18 protein-coding genes and 1 pseudogene are annotated in these 17877 nt (G+C 64.0%); 12 read left to right on the forward strand and 7 right to left on the reverse strand.

Going from position 1 to position 17877, the window contains the following annotated elements; translation table 11 throughout:
• The first annotated feature begins 498 nt into the window (after positions 1-498).
• Positions 499-798 (forward strand): glycosyltransferase, encoded by a 300-nt coding sequence (locus OOZ51_RS21655; RefSeq protein WP_265982007.1) that lies wholly within the window; start codon positions 499-501, stop codon positions 796-798.
• A gap of 113 nt (positions 799-911) precedes the next feature.
• The gene (locus OOZ51_RS21660) at positions 912-1256 is read left to right on the forward strand and encodes a DUF6855 family protein (RefSeq protein WP_265982008.1); all 345 of its coding nucleotides are present in this window, start codon (positions 912-914) and stop codon (positions 1254-1256) included.
• Between the two features lie 131 nt (positions 1257-1387).
• On the opposite strand, the gene OOZ51_RS21665 is transcribed toward OOZ51_RS21660, so the two are convergent.
• The 4 genes from OOZ51_RS21665 to OOZ51_RS21680 all read right to left on the reverse strand — a co-directional run bounded on the left by OOZ51_RS21665 (position 1388) and on the right by OOZ51_RS21680 (position 6359).
• Positions 1388-3781: a glycoside hydrolase family 65 protein gene (locus tag OOZ51_RS21665; RefSeq protein WP_265982009.1), complete on the reverse strand. Its 2394-nt coding sequence runs from the start codon at positions 3779-3781 to the stop codon at positions 1388-1390.
• Positions 3782-3821: 40 nt separating this feature from the next.
• A complete protein-coding gene (locus OOZ51_RS21670) occupies positions 3822-4559 on the reverse strand; it encodes an HAD family hydrolase (protein WP_265982010.1) in 738 nt (245 codons plus the stop codon).
• 17 nt (positions 4560-4576) lie between these two features.
• Positions 4577-5587, reverse strand: a complete 1011-nt coding sequence (locus OOZ51_RS21675; RefSeq protein WP_265982012.1) for a LacI family DNA-binding transcriptional regulator — start codon at positions 5585-5587, stop codon at positions 4577-4579.
• Between the two features lie 154 nt (positions 5588-5741).
• Positions 5742-6359: an alpha/beta hydrolase gene (locus tag OOZ51_RS21680; RefSeq protein ID WP_265982014.1), complete on the reverse strand. Its 618-nt coding sequence runs from the start codon at positions 6357-6359 to the stop codon at positions 5742-5744.
• Positions 6360-6625: 266 nt separating this feature from the next.
• On the opposite strand from OOZ51_RS21680, the pseudogene OOZ51_RS22575 reads away from it, so the two are divergent.
• Together OOZ51_RS22575 and OOZ51_RS21690 are read left to right on the forward strand one after the other, a co-directional pair.
• Positions 6626-6869 (forward strand): annotated as a pseudogene (locus OOZ51_RS22575) (type IV toxin-antitoxin system AbiEi family antitoxin domain-containing protein); the annotation flags it as partial.
• A 193-nt stretch (positions 6870-7062) separates the two neighbouring features.
• On the forward strand, positions 7063-7494 hold the full coding sequence (locus tag OOZ51_RS21690) for an SRPBCC domain-containing protein (RefSeq protein ID WP_265982016.1): 432 nt from the start codon (positions 7063-7065) through the stop codon (positions 7492-7494).
• 97 nt (positions 7495-7591) lie between these two features.
• Here the strand turns inward: OOZ51_RS21690 and OOZ51_RS21695 are convergent, their stop codons facing one another.
• Positions 7592-8329, reverse strand: coding sequence for a GAF and ANTAR domain-containing protein (locus OOZ51_RS21695; protein WP_265982017.1), 738 nt, complete (start codon positions 8327-8329; stop codon positions 7592-7594).
• Between the two features lie 726 nt (positions 8330-9055).
• Between OOZ51_RS21695 and OOZ51_RS21700 the strand changes: the two genes are divergently transcribed.
• The 6 genes from OOZ51_RS21700 to OOZ51_RS21725 all read left to right on the forward strand — a co-directional run bounded on the left by OOZ51_RS21700 (position 9056) and on the right by OOZ51_RS21725 (position 15495).
• A complete protein-coding gene (locus tag OOZ51_RS21700) occupies positions 9056-9247 on the forward strand; it encodes a hypothetical protein (RefSeq protein WP_265982018.1) in 192 nt (63 codons plus the stop codon).
• A 317-nt stretch (positions 9248-9564) separates the two neighbouring features.
• Positions 9565-10377: a DeoR/GlpR family DNA-binding transcription regulator gene (locus tag OOZ51_RS21705; RefSeq protein WP_265982019.1), complete on the forward strand. Its 813-nt coding sequence runs from the start codon at positions 9565-9567 to the stop codon at positions 10375-10377.
• A complete protein-coding gene (locus OOZ51_RS21710; protein WP_265982020.1) occupies positions 10374-11360 on the forward strand; it encodes a 1-phosphofructokinase family hexose kinase in 987 nt (328 codons plus the stop codon). The genes OOZ51_RS21705 and OOZ51_RS21710 overlap by 4 nt, the downstream gene beginning before the upstream one ends.
• Before the next feature lie 11 nt (positions 11361-11371).
• A complete protein-coding gene (locus tag OOZ51_RS21715) occupies positions 11372-13426 on the forward strand; it encodes a PTS fructose transporter subunit IIABC (RefSeq protein WP_265982021.1) in 2055 nt (684 codons plus the stop codon).
• A gap of 35 nt (positions 13427-13461) precedes the next feature.
• Positions 13462-15183, forward strand: coding sequence for a phosphoenolpyruvate--protein phosphotransferase (gene ptsP, locus OOZ51_RS21720; RefSeq protein ID WP_265982022.1), 1722 nt, complete (start codon positions 13462-13464; stop codon positions 15181-15183).
• A 33-nt stretch (positions 15184-15216) separates the two neighbouring features.
• Entirely contained in the window at positions 15217-15495 is a 279-nt protein-coding gene (locus tag OOZ51_RS21725) for an HPr family phosphocarrier protein (protein WP_265982023.1), read from the forward strand.
• A 93-nt stretch (positions 15496-15588) separates the two neighbouring features.
• Here the strand turns inward: OOZ51_RS21725 and OOZ51_RS21730 are convergent, their stop codons facing one another.
• Both OOZ51_RS21730 and OOZ51_RS21735 read right to left on the reverse strand, forming a co-directional pair.
• Positions 15589-16542 (reverse strand): DNA topoisomerase IB, encoded by a 954-nt coding sequence (locus OOZ51_RS21730; protein ID WP_265982024.1) that lies wholly within the window; start codon positions 16540-16542, stop codon positions 15589-15591.
• 29 nt (positions 16543-16571) lie between these two features.
• Entirely contained in the window at positions 16572-17051 is a 480-nt protein-coding gene (locus OOZ51_RS21735; RefSeq protein WP_265982025.1) for a Dps family protein, read from the reverse strand.
• Between the two features lie 337 nt (positions 17052-17388).
• On the opposite strand from OOZ51_RS21735, the gene OOZ51_RS21740 reads away from it, so the two are divergent.
• Both OOZ51_RS21740 and OOZ51_RS21745 read left to right on the forward strand, forming a co-directional pair.
• Entirely contained in the window at positions 17389-17556 is a 168-nt protein-coding gene (locus OOZ51_RS21740; RefSeq protein ID WP_265982026.1) for a hypothetical protein, read from the forward strand.
• A 92-nt stretch (positions 17557-17648) separates the two neighbouring features.
• Positions 17649-17825 (forward strand): CsbD family protein, encoded by a 177-nt coding sequence (locus tag OOZ51_RS21745; protein ID WP_265982027.1) that lies wholly within the window; start codon positions 17649-17651, stop codon positions 17823-17825.
• The last annotated feature ends 52 nt before the right edge of the window (positions 17826-17877 follow it).

A 17877-nucleotide genomic window follows, 5' to 3' on the forward strand; every position in this document is an offset into this window, starting at 1 on the left:
CAAGATGAGCGGCCCCGGAACCACAACCCAGGAGCCGCTCACCTATGGCTATTGACAACCAGACCTACATATCAGAGGTGGCCCACGACGCAGAATCGCAGCAAGTGCCGATGAGTGAGGCCAGCTCCTAGGAAATACGCGGGTAATGGGCCGGTGGTCCGCCTGAGGTGAGACGGAAACCATTAATGGTCCATCTGTAATGAGACTGGGCCAACTTAGATGAGACCGGACATCAGGAACGGCATAGCTGGTAACCTTAATTCAAAGATCTATTTGTCCGGACATACTGACACCTTGACATAACGTCCGTTATGCGGCGAGAAGCGGGTGGGGGAGCGTGCGTGGAAGACGCTGTGCCTGGCGTTAAGGACTGGGCCTTTTCACCTCAAAATCCGGGGGTTAGAACTCCTCGGCCAGCGCCAGGTTCACAGCCGCGATGTCCAGGAATGCAGGGTCGAAAGGCTTATCGGAGCCGGTCATGTCTGCCACCCAGGCGGAATGTTCGGCGTGGCCAGGGTGCCGTTGGCGGCCTTCCCGCTGCAGCCGGAACAGCAAGCCAACGCGCGCCGGGTGGAGGACCTGGGACTCGGGCGACGGCTACCCCTTGAAGGACTTACTCCCGAACTGATTCGGGAAACGGTCATTGAAGTCAGCGAGGATCCCGCGATTCGGGGCAACCTCGAGGCAATGACGGCCCGCGTCCGCGGTTCCGGGGGAGCTCCCGCAGCCGCCGCCGCCATCGAGGACTTTCTGCGCGGCCCCGCGGTCCGCCTTCCGGCGTCGCCCAGCCCTGTGTAGCGTGTAGCCAACACCCGCGCAACGCGCGCCAGGAAAGGACACCGTCACATGGCCGCTGGATCCAAGGAAGACCCTGGACGCTCACCACACCGCCCGGTTCCTCCGACTACACGATGTACCGGGATGAGGCGGGAGACCCACCGGCGCTGGTCTGCCAGGTCGGCTCCACCACCCTCAAATACCATTTGAGCGCCATCGAGGACCTGCATGCGTGGCTTCTCCAGCAAGGTGATTGGGTGCCGCTCGGGGCCGCCGACGAGAGCAAGCCTGCCGCCGAAGGCACCGTTGAGGCCTGGGGCCGCGCCGGCGGCAATCCGGTGGGCGGTTGGTACGGCCTGCGCAAGGGTTACCGCGGCCGCTTCGGGATGTACATGCCACCGCTCCTGGAGGCTCTTGGCCTCGCCGAACTTACCCATGAGAAGCGGAACAACAGCATGCGGGGCATAGCGCCTAAGTAGGGAGCATCCTCCATCCATTGCTCCCCACCGGCTCCCAGCCTTCGCAAGCTCAGGCCGGGGCCCTCGCCGGCGTGGGCCCACTGCCGTTCTGAGGGCCCAAAACGGCAGTTACGGAGCAGTCGACGGGTTGGTTAGACCCGCGCGTTTCCGATCACCGGAAGTCCCGCCGTAGGGAAGAGACTCGGGAAGACCGACGGCGCGGGGACCGGCACCGCGTCGAGCGGCACAGTGACGCTCTCGACGCCGACCACGACCCGCTGCCCGCGCACGCTGAGCTCCAAAGGTGCGGGGACCTCCAAAGGCGCCGCACCGGCGTCGGGCGCTGAACCTGAATCCGCAACCAGAGCAAGGCTGATGGACCCCGGACGCAGCTCGACGGATAACAGCCGCCCCCGGATCTTGATTCGGAAGGACAGGCTATCCCACTCGGCCGGCAGCCGCGGATCGAAGTGCAGGACCTGGCCCTGGTCGCGCATGCCCGCGAATCCGCAGACCAAGGAGCTCCAGATCCCGCCGGTGGACGCGATGTGCACTCCATCAACGGTGTTGCCGTGCGTGTTGTCCAGGTCGATGAACAAGGCCTCGGTGAAATGCTTGAGCGCGATGTCGGAATAGCCCACCTCGGCCGCCATGATCCCCTGCACGCACGCCGACAAGGTGGAGTCGCCGGTGGTGATGGGATCGTAGAAGTCGAAGGCGCGCTGCTTTTCCTCAGCCGTGAAGTCCTGCCACTGCAGGAACATCGCCAACACCGTGTCTGCTTGCTTGAGGACTTGGTGCCGGTAGATCACCAGCGGGTGGAAATGGAGCAACAGCGGGTACTTGGACCGTGGCGTGGACCAGTCCCACGGCTCCAGGGTCATGAAGTCGTTGTCCTGGCTGTAGATCTCCATATGCGGATCGTAGGGAAGGGACATGCGCGCGGCGGCCTGTTGCCACACCATCCGCTCCGTTTCCGGGACGTCAGGATGTTCCAGGGCCGCGGCGGCACGCAGGTTAAAGCGGGCCATGACGTTGGTGTAGAGGTTGTCGTTGACCACAGCCGTGTACTCATCCGGGCCGGTGACGCCGTGGATGTGGAACATCCCGTCCTTGCCAAAGAAGCCCAGCGAAGCCCACATGCGTGCTGTCTCAATCAACAGATCGGCGCCCACCTCGGTGCGGAAGCCGGCGTCGCCGCTGGCCCACTGGTAGCGGTTGGCGGCGAACGAGATGGCCGCGGCGATGTGGAACTGCGCGGTGCCGGCGGCGTAGTAGGCGCTGGCCTCAAGCCCGTTGATGGTGCGCCACGGGAACAGGGCACCGTCCACGCTCAGTTCCTTGGCCCGGATCCGGGCGTCGGGCAGCATGCCATGGCGGGACTCAAGAACCTGCCTGGCAGCTGACGGGTTGGTGTACGTCAGGTACGGCAGCAGGTATACCTCCTGGTCCCAGAAGTAATGACCTTCGTAGCCGGAGCCGCTGACTCCCTTGGCTGGGATGCCCGCGACGCCGGCACGTGCAGTGGCCTGGGCGAGCTGGAACAAGCTCCAGCGCACGGCCTGCTGCAGTTCTGGCTGGCCACCAATGGTGATGTCCGCGGTGGACCAGTAGTCGCGGTAGTGTGCTGCCCCTTCGGCGAGGAGCGCGTCGAACGGCACGAGCCCCAGTTCAGCATCCGCGGCCAGCAACTCACCTTGCTGCGGCGCACTGGCGCTGTTCACGACGTAGCTGACGCTCTTCTCCAGGCGGAAGGTCTCGCCCTCGCCCACTGCCATGACGTAGCGGACCGTGGACTCGTCCTCCCCCACCACGGTTTCGAACGGCTGGCCTTCTGCGGAAATCCAGTGGTCCACGGCCATGCCGATGCGCTGCCGGGATTCCGCGGTTTCCCAGGCCATGCGGAGGGAACCGTCCGAACCTTGGAGGTGGAGCGGGACAAGCACCCGGCCGGCGTGGCGGCCGGAGCGGCGGGGGTCGTGGGCCGAGTGGTCCTCCACAGCCTGGTCCTGCCGGTTGATCACCAGCGACGTGATGTCCGCAGACACAAGGCGATCGGTGGTGAGGCTGAGCTCGATGCCAAGGGAACCCCTGGATTCAATCCCGACGGCGCGGCGCTCCACCGTGGTGACGGTGGCCCCGGAACGGCATTCCCAGGTGATGGCGCATTCGTACACGCCCGTGGCGAAGTCGATGCTGCGGCGGTAATTCTGCACCGCGGACTCGGTGAGGCTCAGCTGCTCGCCGTCGATGACAACGTTGAAGTTGTTGGCATCGGGAACGTAGACAATCCTTTGTCCCGTGCGCGCGAAGCCATACGCGTTCTCGGCGTGCTTGATGTCCCACGTTTCGTGGAAGCCGTTGATGAACGTGCCGGGAAGTTCGGCGTCCGCCCCCGCCCAGTGGGCGCCGCGGATGCCAAGGTGGCCGTTGCCGAGGCTGAAAAGGGTTTCGAGCGTGCCGGCGTCACCGGGAACGTGGATGCTCTCCACGAGCTTCCACGGTTCACAAGGGAAGCGCAGCCGATCAGAGCTGATGAGTGCCATGGAATGTTGGGTTCCTTCTGTTTCTGGGGAAACGGCTTGGTTAGAGGAGATCGTCGAGGTCGTCGACCACGAACGTTGCACCGGCGTCGAGCAGGGTCTGGTGACCGGCCCCGCGGTCCACCCCGATTACCGCGCGGAAGTTACCGGCGCTGCCGGCCTGCACCCCGGACACTGCGTCCTCGACGACGACGCAGCCCGCCGCGGGAACGTCCAGCAGCGCGGCGGCGTAACGGAAAGTGGCGGGGTCCGGCTTGCCGGGAAGCCCGACGGCGGCCGCCACCTGGCCGTCGACCACCACAGGGAAGTAGCCATCCAGTCCGGCCGCCTTCAGGACCGCAGGTGCGTTGCGCGAAGAGGATACGACGGCGAGCTTGAGTCCCAGCTCCAAGGCGGCGTGGATGAACCGGACGGAGCCCGCGTAGGGCTCGACGCCGCGCGAATCTACGATCTCATTGAAGATCAGGTTCTTGCGGTTGCCCAGGCCCTGCACGCTCGTGTTGGCGGGATCGTCGTCGGTGGGTCCTTCCGGCAAGCTGATTCCGCGGGAGGTGAGGAAATCCCGTACACCGTCGAAGCGCGGCTTGCCATCGATGTGGTCGAAGTAGTCACTCTCCTGGTAGGCGTCCGGGTGGCCGGTTTCCGCCAGGTAGCCGTCGAAGAGCTCCTGCCAGGCCTGTTCATGCACGACGGCGGTGGGCGTCAGCACGCCGTCGAGGTCGAAAAGGAGCGCGGTAGCGCCCGTCCAGGCAGTTTTCTGGGTTGCTCGGGTATCAGTCATGGTGTGCAGTGGTCCGTTCAGCGTTGGCGGCGCGTGGTTTTGCGTTCAATAAGCTTGGTGTCGAGGAAATGGTTGGAGGGTTCGTTGGGAGCGTCGGCGTTCTGGAGGCGGTCAACGAGCAGGTTGGCAGCAAAGGCACCTTGGTCCGCCACCGGCTGCGCCACTGTGCTCAGTCCAAGGAACCAACTCATGGGGTGGTCGTCGATTCCAATCACGGAGACATTCTTCGGCGCGGACAGTCCGTGCTCGCGCATGGCCATCAGGGCTCCGAAGGCCGCCTCATCACAATCCGCGAAGACCGCCGTGGGAAGGCTTCTGTGAGCAATGAGTTCGTTCATGGCTTTGCGGCCGCCGTCGATGGTGGAATCCGAGTTGATGACCAAGTCCGGATGAACGGTCAGGTGATGGTCTTTCAATGCCCGGCCGAATCCCTTGAGCCTGTCGCTGGACGTCAGCACGGAATTCTCCAGGGTTTCGCGACCGGAAAGGACCGCCAAATCCCAATGCCCCAGCCCCAAAAGGTGCGAGGTGGCCTGCCAGGCCGCAAGTTCGTCGTCGATCCCTACGTTGTCCCACGGTACGGAAGTCATCCCCACGCTTGCAACTGCAAGGCCGGAGGCGGCCAGGAGCGCAACCTCGTATTCGCTCAAGTCAACGTTGAGGAGCAACACGCCGTCCACGCGTTGGGACAGGCCAAGGAGGTCGCCGAAGATCTTCTGTTTGACGCTCGACTTGCCGCGCAGGCTGATCAAAACAGTGTCGAAACCGCTGTCTCCGAACACTTCCTCGGCTGCCTCGACGGCCTGGGCGAAGAACCAGGCCGTGGCGGTGGGGGCGATGATCGCTATGGAACCTGTACTTCCACCGGCCAACCGGGCTGCGGCGGAGGATGCCTTGTAGCCGAGCTTGGCGGCGGCGTCGGCCACTTTCGCTTGTGCTTTTTCGGACACGTTCGGCAGGTTCCGCAGAGCGCGTGAAACGGTGCAGATGGACAAGCCTGAGAGGACTGCGACGTCCTGAATTGTCACGCGTTGAGCCTTAACCATTCAACACAGCCTCAACCCTTTCATCTTCTGGATTAGGCGGCACATCCGTGCACCGCCGAAGAAGAGTGTAAGCGCTTACAATTTTGGCAATCAAGAGTTGTTTTCCAGCGTCACTGAATGTGACGCGGACCTCACCTCAGTGGAGGACGTAGTACTTCAGAAACGCGCTGACATCAGCCATTTCCGGGGCCTCGATCCGATGCCCCATACCGGGGTAGGTTCGCGCGGTGAGGGCGGTGTTTTTGTCGAGCCATTCCGCCGTGTGCTCAATGGCATCACTGAAGATCACGGGATCAGCTTTGTCCCGGCCCCAGAAGAACGGCGGTGGCGAGTCGAAGGATTCACTGAGGGCCAAAAGCTCGTTTTCCAGGACGAATCCGGAGAGGCCCACGGTCGCCTTGAAGCCTTCCGGACGAAGCCGCAGGAGGGTACTGGCCATGGCCATGCCCTGGGAATAGCCCAGTAGGCTCACGCTACTGTGGTGGCGTTTGACTGAGTCAATCCAGGCGAACACCTTATTGGTGGCGGTGATGACGTCCGCAAAGTCGTTGGCCAGGAAATAGTCCAGCAGGAACCAGCCGTAGTGGTCGCCGATCGGCATGGGCCCACGGAGCGCGGCGCAGGTGAATTCCTTAGGGAGATGTGGGAAGAGATTCACCATTCGCTGTTCGTCCGTACCGTATCCGTGCATCATCACAAGCAGCGGCGTTCCGGCACGCTCGCTTTCCGGTTTGGACCAGGCGACTGTTTCCATAGAAAGAGCCTATGTGCCCTTTTCTGGCAAGAAGGTCGCAACTCCCGCAGGCATCCCAGGAAGGCCCCACGATCCGGATCAAGTGTTGTCCTTGATGGGCCAGACGTAGTGTTAGCGTCTGGCCCATCGCCAGCCCCCCTTTAGGGCAACCAGCCGCGGAATGTACTCCAAGTTGATCCATTTGACGGCTTCCTCAACGGTTGGCCGCACTTTCGTTTCCAAGCTGGTGATGCAGTGGCAGCACCGCGACAGGGCCCGGTTGAGGGAGGCCAAGGTCGGTCGGCGAAACCTTGTGCCGCGAACTCATCTCGCGGTTGAGTTGCTGGTGCCTGAACTGCAGGTTCAGGTGCACAGCCGGGAAGGCCAGCATCGGCTCGACCTTGCCTGGCGCGAGGCCAAGGTCGCGTTGGAATTCGACGGCGAGGTCAAGTACTTCGATTCAAGCCAACAGCCGAGGTGATTTTCCAGGAGCGGCGCCGGGAGACGGCCCTAACCGAGGATGGGTGCCGCCGCCGTCGGCGTCGAAATCGCCGGAACACGCCCGGGTCACCGAAAGGCTCCGGCGAGCCGGCACCGTTTCGGCGAGCTCGCGCTTAACAGCAGCGGCAAGTCCACCGGAGCCTCCGCGTTGGCCTCTCCACCCCGGGCGTAGACTCTGTTGGGCCGGCGCGAGGACGCAGGCAGGCTGCAGAAGGAGAAGGACATGACGGGCAATTTCATTGCGAGTTCATCCCTCGCGATCCAAGCAAGCGCCGATCGCGTGTGGTCCGTACTCACCGACCCCCAGGCCATCAAGGAGTTCATGTTCGGAACCGATGTTGTCACCGACTGGACGTTGGGCGGGCCCATCGCTTGGCGCGGCATCTGGAAGGGGAAGGCGTATGAAGACAAGGGCGTCATCCTCGAATTCGAGCCGGGGAGGCGGCTGGTAAACACCCATTTCAGTCCGCTGTCCGGCCAGGACGACGAGCCTGGGAATTATCACACCCTGACGTGGACGCTGGAGCCTGAAGGCGGGGTTACCAAGCTGACCTTGACCCAGGACAACAACGCCAGCGCCGATGAAGCCGCACATTCGAAAGGCATGTGGGACAGTCTCGTTGCGAGCGTCAAAAATATCGCGGAGCGCAACTAGGCCCCGGACCAACAGCTCCGGACCCGCCGCCCAAGACCCGGCCGGTCGGCGGCCTGAAGCCGCCTTGGAGGCTGAGGCCGCCTTAGGGGCTGGGCGCTTACGGCTGGAAATGCGAAATTGGCGTCTCGCTTGTCAAGGATTGGAGAAGGGATTCCGCAACATCCCTCAGCTTCTGGTTCCTGCCGTTTGAGGCCTTGGTCAGAATCCTGAAGGCTTCTTCCTGGCTGCACCTGTTCTGGCCCATGATGACGCCGGTTGCGAGATCGATGGCCGTCCGGGAACGCATGGCCTGCTCGAGATCTTCTGCGCGTTGTTGCGTCACACCGATCCGAATCGCCAGCCGCAAGGCCTTTTCTGCTTGGCTTGCGAATTGTTCGCAGCTGCTGATGGATGCCTCATCGAAAGCATTGCGCTGCAAGGCGAACAGGTTGATCGCCGCCGTCGCACCCTCTTCCAGGCCCAACGGGACGCAGAGCACAGCCAAATGCCCGCGCTCCGCGATGGTGGTGCAGTATTCAGGCCATTGCGCGTCCGCGGACGTGTCCGAAACGAGGACGGTCTTCCCGGTCCTCATCGCTTCCAAACACGGTCCGTCTCCGTAAGCTTGCTGCACCTCGTCAATGAGGCGGGCTTCGTGGCTGCTTCCGGCGATCGTCATCGATCGGCGGCGTCGGCTCAGCGTGACCCCGCACAAGACGTCCTGGCCCCGGGCAGCGGACACTGACGACGCCGTGAATACCGCAAGGTCTTCGAGGAAGCCACTGACGTCCTCGCTGTCGATGACCAAATCCTGGAGCTGCCCCACCACCGAGGCGTCCAAGCTCATTTCGTCCATGGCTCAGTCTAGGGGCAGCGGGGCGGCAATGGAGGGAAAGTGCTTCCCAATTCAGCGTCCACCACTTGGATAAACTCTCCGCCGGGGGTTGCGCAACGGGGATGTGGAGTGCACAATTTCTTCTAAAGTCCGCGCAGACCACCGGACAGGGGTCGAGCCTTCGGCCTGTTTCGCTCAAGCAGCCGGGCGCCATTTCATTCAACATGAAGGTGCTGCCCCATGAGCACATGCCTGATACCGGGGCGGAGCTAATCGATGTCGACCATCTCCGAGTCCCCGATACCTCGCGAACCTCATCAGTCCGGCGTCCTTCCCCTGTGGTGTAGCGGTTGTAGCACAGACACGCACCTGCACATCGAATCCATCCAGGCCCAGACTCCGCGGCCTTCCCAACGGCTCGCCGTGTTCTACACGTGTATGTCCTGCGGGTTTTCCTACAGCCACCCAGCCACTGTCCAGCAGGCGGCGGCCATCCTGAATCGTCGGGGGATTCAGGATGGCCTCCTGGAGTTCGGAAACCACTATTTCCATTGCGGCGAACCCATCGGGGAGGTGAAGACTGCGGTGCGAAGCTTCGGAACGCCGCAGTCCGGCCAGCCCCGATCTCGCAGTTCTCCACCGGAAACCCTTCTCCTCACCAAGATCTTGAGATGCAGATGCGGCTTCGAGTGGGAAATACCTACCTAACAGAATTGCAGAATTTGCAGCATTACCAAAGGGAGCATCATGAAGCTCGAAAGTACGCAGAACCGACGTCCCGAAGGCGACCCTCAGCAAAAGTTCGACCAACTGGACAAACAAAGAAACACGCATCGCAAGGAAACGGATTCCTCTCCGCGGCTCCGCTTGCCGGACCCTCCCGACCCTGACAACCTCCCCGTCGACTACCCCGGCCGCAGCGAGATCGAGTGGCCGTAGGGCACTCTCCGGTCCGGCGATAGGGCAGCCAGCCTCTACTTTGACCAACCCATCCAGGCTGGCCGGCCCTGCGCCGGACCGGTCAATCGGACCGGCGCGTCGCCATTTTGGAGGCCCGTCGGGCCCGCCCTCCCCCGCGCCGCAACCCCCGTCCGCCGAGCCTCCAACACACCTCAGCCATTCTCGCCCATCCCAGATCTTTGTTTATGTTGTTTTCTGTTGACAGACCAACACGAACAAAGATAGAGTCAAGCAATTCCACATCATGTGATGACTGTCACTGATGTACTTGATCGCTTGTACGCAATGGAGGGTATGTGTTTGCTGAAGAGCGCCAACAGCTGATCTCCGAGCTCGTCGCCGAGCGCGGACGGGTCAGCGTCACGGACCTTGCGGACCGATTCAGCATCACCACGGAGACTGTCCGCCGCGACCTCGCCGCCCTTGAATCCGCCGGCGACCTCCGCCGTGTGCACGGCGGGGCTGTCCCCTCAGACCGCCTCAGCACCCGCGAGGAAAGCGTCGTTGAGCGCGCCATCCAGCGCCAACCGGAAAAGCTCCGTATCGCCGAGGCCGCCCTTGCGCTCATTCCCGAGAATGCGGCCGGCAGCATCCTGATCGACGCCGGTTCCACCACAGAGGCCCTGGCCCGCCTCCTGGGACAACGCACGGCCCAGCACCTGGCCTCCGCCAACGGAAACGCCGCGCGTGAAGAACTGGTGGTTATCACCCACGCCATCCCCATCGCCGGGCGGCTGTCCGGCAACCCGAACATCTCCCTCCAGATCCTGGGCGGTCGCGTCCGCGGCCTCACGCAGGCCGCAGTCGGGCAGTCCACGGTCGAAGCCGCTTCCCGGCTCCGCCCGGACATCGCCTTCGTCGGCGCCAACGGTATCCATGCCACGTTCGGGCTCAGCACCCCTGACCCCGAAGAAGCCGCCGTCAAGGCCGCCTTCGTCACGTCCGCACGGCGCGTCGTCGTCCTAGCGGACTCCTCCAAGCTGGACGCTGAAACGCTCGTCCAGTTCGCTGCCCTGAAAGATGTGGACACCGTGATTACTGACCAGGAACCCTCCGAGGAGCTCTCCGCCGCTTTGGCCGAGGCCGGCGTCGACGTGGTGATCGCATGATCGTCACCTTCACCGCCAACCCGAGCCTGGACCGCACCGTGGAGCTCCCGGCCCCGCTGGCCCGCGGTGAGGTGCAGCGCGCTGTCGCCGTCCACCAGCACTCCGGTGGCAAGGGCGTCAATGTCTCCCGGGCGCTGGTCGCCTCGGGTCTGGACACCGTCGCCGTTCTGCCGGGCGGGGATTCCGATCCCGTCCTCGCGGGACTGCTCGACGACGGCGTCCCTTACGCAGCGCTCCCCATCAGTGAGCCGTTGCGCAGCAACGTGACGCTCACCGAACCGGACGGCGTCACCACCAAGATCAACGAACCCGGCCCGAAGTTGAGCCTGGCCGAGCAGGAAGCCCTGATCGGGCTGCTGCTGGACCGCTCCCGTGGCGCGAGCTGGGTGGTACTGGCCGGATCGCTCCCACCAGGAGTTCCGGCAGATTTTTACGCCACTGTCGCCCGCCGGCTCCGTTCCGGGAACGACGGCGACGCCCCCCTCATAGCAATTGACTCCTCCGGAGCCCCGCTGGCGGCCGCCATCAGTGGCGACTCCACCGGCACCATCAACGGCAAGCCCGATCTCCTGAAGCCCAATGCTGAAGAATTGGCCGAACTGGCCGCCGCAGCCGGCTTCACAGACGTCCACACGGCTGACGAACTGGAAGCGGACCCGGGCCTCGCCGCCAGGGCCGCCGCCGCCGTCGTCGGCAGCGGTGTGGGTGCAGTACTCGCAACACTCGGTTCCAAGGGCGCCGTCCTGGTAACCGCCGACGGCGCGTGGCTCGCCACGCATCCGCCGATCCAAGCCGTCAGCACAGTTGGTGCCGGCGATTCATCCCTTGCTGGCTACCTGCTGGCCGCCACTCGCGGCGGCTCCCCGCAGGACTGCCTCCGTCAGGCTGTGGCACACGGTGCCGCCGCTGCTTCGCTGCCGGGCTCCACTGTCCCGGCGGTCCACCAAACAACTCCCGACGCCGTAACCATCACGGCCCTCTAGAAGGACTAACAGTGACTCAGCTCATCACCCCCCAACTGGTCTCCCTTGACCAGAACCTCGGCGATTCTCCCGCCGACGTCATCCGTTTCCTGGCTGGCAAAGTTGCCGCAGCCGGACGCGCCTCCGAGGTTGAAGGGCTCTTCGCCGACGCCTTCGCCCGCGAGCAGAAGACTGCCACAGGCGTGCCCGGCGGCATCGCTATCCCGCACTGCCGTTCCGTGGCCGTGACCGAGCCCGCCTTGGCGATGGCCCGGCTCTCCCGGAAAGTGGACTTCGGCGCCAAGGACGGCCCTGCAGACATCATCTTCTTCATCGCAGCCCCTGAAGGAGCAGACCAGGAGCACCTGAAGCTGCTCTCCAAGCTGGCCCGTTCCCTCATCAAGAAGGACTTCACGGCGGCCCTCCGTGCGGCTGCCACTGAGCAGGACATCGTGGACTTGGTTGACGGTGCACTGGCCGACAAGCCAGCGGCGCACGCAGCGGGGGCGGTTGCCGAACCTGCCGCAGAGGCTGCACCGGCCTCGGCCCGTGCCGCTTCCGCTATGGCGCCGAAGCGCATCGTCGCCGTCACGGCCTGCCCCACCGGCATTGCCCACACCTACATGGCGGCCGACTCCCTCGTGGCTGCGGCCAAGGAAATGGGGGTCGACCTTCAGGTTGAGACCCAGGGCTCGGGCGGATTCACCGCCCTGGACCCGGCCGTCATTGCCGCCGCAGACGCCGTGATCTTCGCGGTAGACGTCGATGTCCGCGGAAAGGAGCGCTTCGCCGGCAAGCCCGTCATCAACGCGCCCGTGAAACGCGGGATTGATGAGCCGGCCAAGATGGTGCAGGAAGCCCTCGCAGCCGCCTCCGACCCTCGTGCACACCGCGTTCCGCACTTCGGCGCCGAAGAAAACGCCGAACACGCATCAGAGGCTGCCAGCGAGCACTTCGGCACCAAGGTCAAGAAGGTCCTGCTGACCGGTGTCAGCTACATGATCCCGTTCGTGGCCGGTGGCGGCCTACTGATTGCTTTGGGCTTCCTCCTGGGCGGCTACGAGATCGCCGGTGCCGCCGACAAGATCCTCGGCGCGAACACGCTTGGCAGCCTTCCCACCGATTTCCCGGCGCACGCTTGGGGCCCATTGGGCGCATACCTAGGCGCCGTGCTGTTCAAGATCGGCGCATTGTCCCTTGGCTTCCTCGTCCCCGCCTTGGCGGGCTACATCGCTTACGGCATCGCGGACCGGCCCGGCATCGCCCCTGGTTTTGTCTCCGGCGCTGTTGCCGGCTACATGGGGGCAGGCTTCCTGGGCGGCCTTGTAGGCGGCCTGCTGGCTGGTGTCACGGCACACTGGATCGGCACCTTCAAGGTCCCGCGCTGGCTGCGCGGCCTCATGCCCGTGGTCATCATCCCGCTCGCGGCCTCGATCGTTGCTTCAGGGCTCATGTTCCTGGTTCTCGGCGGCCCCATCGCTGCAATCACCAAGGGCCTCAACGCGTGGCTCTCCGGCATGACTGGCGTCTCCGCCATCGTTCTCGGCATCATCCTCGGCCTCATGATGTGCTTCGACCTGGGCGGTCCCGTCAACAAGGTGGCCTACTCCTTCGCCGTGGCCGGCCTCGGCGCCGGAAGTGTAGCCAATCAGGCTCCTTGGCAGATCATGGCCGCCGTCATGGCAGCCGGCATGGTTCCCCCGCTCGCCATGGCACTGGCAACCGTGCTCAACAAGAAGGGCTTCAGCCTGGCCGAGCGTGAAAACGGCAAGGCGGCCTGGCTGCTGGGTGCTTCCTTCATCTCCGAAGGGGCGATTCCGTTCGCTGCTGCCGACCCGCTGCGCGTCATCCCGGCCAGCATGGTGGGCGGCGCCGTGACCGGTGCACTGAGCATGGCCTTCGGGGTCACCTCGCAGGCTCCGCACGGCGGAATCTTCGTCTTCTTCGCCATGAACAACTTCCTGTTGTTCTTCGGCTCAATCGCAGTAGGCGTCGTGATCACGGCCATGGTCCTGCTGGCACTCAAGCGCTGGGCAGTCCGGACGCCCGTTGAGGCAGAGCCTGTTCCGGCCGTTGCCGCAGCCTGACGCCAACCGTTAGCAAGCAAATAGAGGATTAATCCATGCAGACCTTTTCAGGCGTAGGCGTTGCTCCCGGGCGTGTTCTGGGGCCGGTGCGGCAGATGCCGAAGCCGGTTCAAGAACCGGCAGCCTGGCTGCAGGGGGCAGTCAACATGCCTGCGGACGTTACCGTCGAATCGCAAGGCCAGCGCATCAAAGATGCCGCCAAGGCCGTGCAGGCGGAACTCCGTGCCCGAGCCGCCACCGCGTCCGGCGAAGGCAAAGAGGTCTTGGAAGCAACCGCCTTGATGGCCGCCGATCCGATGCTGGTGAAATCGGCCATCAAGCTCCTCTCCCCCGATGCCCCGGGCGGCGCACGTACCGCTGAACGGGCCATCTGGGAGGCGGGCGCCACGGTTGCAGACTCATTGAAGGCCCTCGGCGGCTACATGGCAGAGCGCGTGGCGGACGTCCTGGACGTCCGCGCCCGCATCGTCTCGGAACTGCGCGGACTGCCTGCGCCGGGCATCCCGACGTCGGACGTTCCGTTCATCCTGGCCGCCGAGGACCTCGCCCCGGCAGACACCGCCACCTTGGACCCTGCCAAGGTAATCGCCTTGGTCACCTCAAGCGGCGGCCCGCAATCCCACACCGCCATCCTGGCCCGTGCCCTGGGCCTGCCTGCGATCGTCGCGGCCCCGGGGGTCGACGAGATTGGGGACGGCACCGAGATCTACATCGACGGCGCTGCCGGCACCATCACGGTGGATCCCGGTGAGGAACTCCGCCTTGCGGCCAAGGCATGGGCCACCCAGGCGTCTACCGTTACCGCCTTCAACGGCAGCAACGAGATGGCCGACGGTTTCCGGATTCCGCTGCTCGCCAACGTCGGTACGGGTGCCGATGCGGTCAAAGCCGCCGACGCCGGCGCCGAGGGCGTCGGTTTGCTGCGAACCGAATTCTGTTTCCTGGATCGCGACGACGAGCCCACCGTCGAGGAGCAGATCGCCGCCTACGGCGCCGTGTTTGCGGCGTTCCCGGGCAAGAAGGTTGTGGTCCGAACGCTCGACGCCGGCGCTGACAAGCCCCTGCCGTTCCTCACCAACGCGGATGAGCCCAACCCCGCTCTGGGCGTCCGCGGGTACCGCACCGACCTCACCTCCCCCGGCGTCCTCGAGCGCCAGCTCAAGGCGATCGCCGCCGCGGAGGCCAACAACCAGGCCGAAGTGTGGGTCATGGCACCCATGATCTCCACGGCCGAGGAAGCCGCACATTTCGCGGTCCTCTGCTCCGCCGCCGGCCTGAAAATCCCCGGCGTCATGGTGGAGGTCCCGTCGGCTGCCCTGACCGCCGCCACCCTGCTGCGCGAAGTCAGCTTCGCATCGCTCGGAACCAACGACCTCACCCAATACACCATGGCCGCGGACCGTCAACTCGGCCCGCTCGCCGCGCTCAATGATCCGTGGCAGCCAGCCGTGCTGCGGCTCGTGAAGTTGACCGTTGGCGGCGCTGCTGCCGCCAACGCGGGTGGCACTGCTCGGCCCGTGGGAGTCTGCGGCGAGGCAGCCGCGGACCCCGCCCTCGCCGTCGTACTCGTTGGACTGGGCGTCACGACGCTCTCCATGAGTGCCCGCGCACTGGCGGCCGTCTCCGCCGTCCTGGCAACCGTTACCATTGCGCATGCCCAAAAACTCGCGGCGGCGGCATTGTCCGCCCCGAGTGCATCCGCCGCGCGCCAAACCGTTCGCGCCCAGCTGCCCATCTTGGACGAGCTGGGTCTCTAGACTTTCCCCAAGCCCACAATCGAAGGAGCAACAATGTCCGAACGTACCGCCACCATCGCCAGCCGCGTCGGCCTGCACGCCCGCCCGGCAGCCATCTTCGCCGAAGCCGCCGGCGAACTGGACCTCGAGGTCACCATCGCCCGCGAAGGCGAGCCCGCCGATGACGCCATGGATGCCGCCAGCATCCTGTCCCTCATGAGCCTCGGAGCTTCATACGGCGACGTCGTTGTGCTGCGTGCCGAGGGCGCCGGTGCCGACGAAGCCCTGGACCGCCTCGTGAAGATCCTCGAAACGGACCACGACGCCGAGTAACCCACTGAGCATGCCCCCTCTTGGCACTGAGGAATGGACATATTCGCACTATGTCCATTCCTCGCAGCCAACGGGGAGCATGCTCTTTTGTTTTCACTGCAAAGACATCAGATAGTCCGCGATATCCGACTCCGTGGCCCTGAGCTGTCCGAGATCACCGGCCAGGAAACCCTCCACAACGCGAGGATCAACGTAGGCGGCCCTGGCCACCGTTGGTGTGTTGCCGAGTAGTTCAGCGGTTTGCTTGATGGCCTCAAGGATCTGCCGGCCCGCCGGCAATTTCCCGGCCGTGCCCGCGAGCGCCATGCCGGCCGCCGCAGTGCCTTTCCAGGTGCGGAAGTCCTTGGCCGTGTAGTCGCCGCCCGTGATGTGGCGAAGATAGTCGTTGACCATCGCGGCATCCAGGGAGGCCCAGCCGTCGCCTTCTTTGAAGGCCAGCAGTGGTTGTTTGCCAGGCCTGTCTGCCAATGGCTTGAGGAACCGGGCCAGCGCGGGGTCATTTATGGTGGATTCCCACGCTTGACCGCTCTTCCCCGGAAAGTGCAGGGAAACCGTGTCTCCCGTGACATGCACGTGCTTACATCTCAGGGTCGTGAGGCCATATGATCCATTGCGCCGCATATAGCCCTCTGATCCAACGCGCAAGGCTCCGAGATCCATGAGCCGCACAGCCGCGGCCAGGGTTCTGGTCTTTTCCGAAGGTGACTCGCGCAGATGACGCGCGGCCAACCGCCGCGCTTTGGGCAGGGCAACCCCGAGCCGCGCTGCCCGGATGAACTTTTCAGTGTCCTGGCGCGCCCGCCACCCGGGGTGGTAAATGTATTGGCTCCGGCCGGCGTCGTCCACTCCCATTGCCTGGACATGCCCGTTTTCGAATGGGCAAATCCAGACATCGGCCCACGCGGGAGGAATTGCGAGAGCTTCCAGGCGCATGCGCTCATCGCCTAGTACAAGGGATCCGTCCGGGCGGTGGTAGCTGAAACCACGGCCGGACCTTCGCCGGGAGATACCAGGCGTGCCCGGGTGACTACGTCGGAGCCGCGGCATGCGCTGGCCCAAACCCTGCTTCCCGGTGCCTAAGCTTCCTGTGGGTCTGCCACGGGCGCGCCGGCGGACATGATCTCGGCGCTTATCATCCACGCGAGCTGCTCCAAGCGTGCGATGAACGCATGCAGGAGGTCCGCCGTCGTGGGATCTTCTTCGTCCACTTGGTCGTGGACATCTCGCATGGTTTGGACTGTGCGCTCCAGGCGATCGGTGATCAGCTTCACGGCGTCCTTGGTCTTGGTCAATCCCGCGGGGAACTGCTCCAGGCGGGTCGAGGCAGAGATGGTGCTGCTCCTGCCATCGGGGAGTGCATGAAGTGCCCGCATCCTTTCGGCTGTTTCGTCAGCGAACTCCCGCGCCGCTGCAACAAGTTCGTCGAGTTGAAGATGCAGGTCCCGGAAATTAGCGCCAACAATATTCCAGTGGGCCTGTTTGCCCTGTAGCTGGAGTTCAATAAGGTCCGTCAGGACAAGCTGAAGACTGTCTGCCAGAGCTTGCGATGCTTTCATGGTTTCCCCTCCAAGACGACTGCTGACAATGGGCCGGATCAGCGCCAGGTACCGGCGCCAGTCCTTCCGCCCACCCTACGACGATACCCAGAATTTTTGATAAGCGTACTTAGCACTTGATTTGATAAGGGTGCTTAGTAGTACGATGGAGGAAGTCGGTACCGGTTCTGACCGGATAAAAACTCCGGGAACAATACGGCATCCGCTACGTAAACACTTCGCACGGGGTCCGGGGGCTTGGTGTGGAACCACGGTTCGGAAGCGAACTGACAACCGAATACACCGCGAGGGGCCGGGCATTTGCCGGTGGCCCCGCTCAAGTAAGGAATGTGAGACTATGAACACCCTTCTGATCATTGCAGGCGTTGTTGCAATCATCCTTCTGCTCGTCGGCGGATTCTCGCAGGCCGTCAGCTGGCTCCTCTGGGTCGGCGTGGTCCTCCTGATCGTCGCGGCCATCGGCTGGCTCCTCAGCTTTATGTCCGGCCGCAGGTCTCGCGCCTAACCAACGACAGCTGGCCCCACAGCGGCCCGCCTTCCGCCACTTGGTGAGAAGGCGAGAAGAAGTAAAACCATTACCACCAAAGGAGTACGTCCATGGGTGCAGATGACAAGATCCAAAACACCGGGGAAAAGCTTGCGGGCAAATCCAAGGAAGCCGCCGGAAAGCTGACGGGTAACGAGAGGCTCGAAGCCGAAGGCAAGATGGATCAGAGCAAGAGCGACCTGAAATCGGCCGGCGAAAAGGTCAAGGACGCTTTCAAGAAGGACTAGTCCACTCGAAGTGCGGCTCCCGCCATGGCGGGAGCCGCACTTCGAGTGGACT

The sequence above is a fragment of the Arthrobacter rhizophilus genome (genome assembly GCF_026241105.1).
Classification (GTDB): domain Bacteria; phylum Actinomycetota; class Actinomycetes; order Actinomycetales; family Micrococcaceae; genus Arthrobacter.

Excerpts from the sequence above, each read along its gene's own strand:
- OOZ51_RS21655 (WP_265982007.1), top strand. The coding sequence starts at position 499 with ATGTTCGGCGTGGCCAGGGTGCCGTTGGCGGCCTTCCCGCTGCAGCCG.
- OOZ51_RS21660 (WP_265982008.1), top strand. The coding sequence starts at position 912 with ATGTACCGGGATGAGGCGGGAGACCCACCGGCGCTGGTCTGCCAGGTC.
- OOZ51_RS21665 (WP_265982009.1), bottom strand. The coding sequence starts at position 3,781 with ATGGCACTCATCAGCTCTGATCGGCTGCGCTTCCCTTGTGAACCGTGG.
- OOZ51_RS21670 (WP_265982010.1), bottom strand. The coding sequence starts at position 4,559 with ATGACTGATACCCGAGCAACCCAGAAAACTGCCTGGACGGGCGCTACC.
- OOZ51_RS21680 (WP_265982014.1), bottom strand. The coding sequence starts at position 6,359 with ATGGAAACAGTCGCCTGGTCCAAACCGGAAAGCGAGCGTGCCGGAACG.
- OOZ51_RS21690 (WP_265982016.1), top strand. The coding sequence starts at position 7,063 with ATGACGGGCAATTTCATTGCGAGTTCATCCCTCGCGATCCAAGCAAGC.
- OOZ51_RS21695 (WP_265982017.1), bottom strand. The coding sequence starts at position 8,329 with ATGGACGAAATGAGCTTGGACGCCTCGGTGGTGGGGCAGCTCCAGGAT.
- OOZ51_RS21700 (WP_265982018.1), top strand. The coding sequence starts at position 9,056 with ATGAAGCTCGAAAGTACGCAGAACCGACGTCCCGAAGGCGACCCTCAG.
- OOZ51_RS21710 (WP_265982020.1), top strand. The coding sequence starts at position 10,374 with ATGATCGTCACCTTCACCGCCAACCCGAGCCTGGACCGCACCGTGGAG.
- ptsP (WP_265982022.1), top strand. The coding sequence starts at position 13,462 with ATGCAGACCTTTTCAGGCGTAGGCGTTGCTCCCGGGCGTGTTCTGGGG.
- OOZ51_RS21725 (WP_265982023.1), top strand. The coding sequence starts at position 15,217 with ATGTCCGAACGTACCGCCACCATCGCCAGCCGCGTCGGCCTGCACGCC.
- OOZ51_RS21730 (WP_265982024.1), bottom strand. The coding sequence starts at position 16,542 with ATGCCGCGGCTCCGACGTAGTCACCCGGGCACGCCTGGTATCTCCCGG.
- OOZ51_RS21735 (WP_265982025.1), bottom strand. The coding sequence starts at position 17,051 with ATGAAAGCATCGCAAGCTCTGGCAGACAGTCTTCAGCTTGTCCTGACG.
- OOZ51_RS21740 (WP_265982026.1), top strand. The coding sequence starts at position 17,389 with ATGAACACCCTTCTGATCATTGCAGGCGTTGTTGCAATCATCCTTCTG.
- OOZ51_RS21745 (WP_265982027.1), top strand. The coding sequence starts at position 17,649 with ATGGGTGCAGATGACAAGATCCAAAACACCGGGGAAAAGCTTGCGGGC.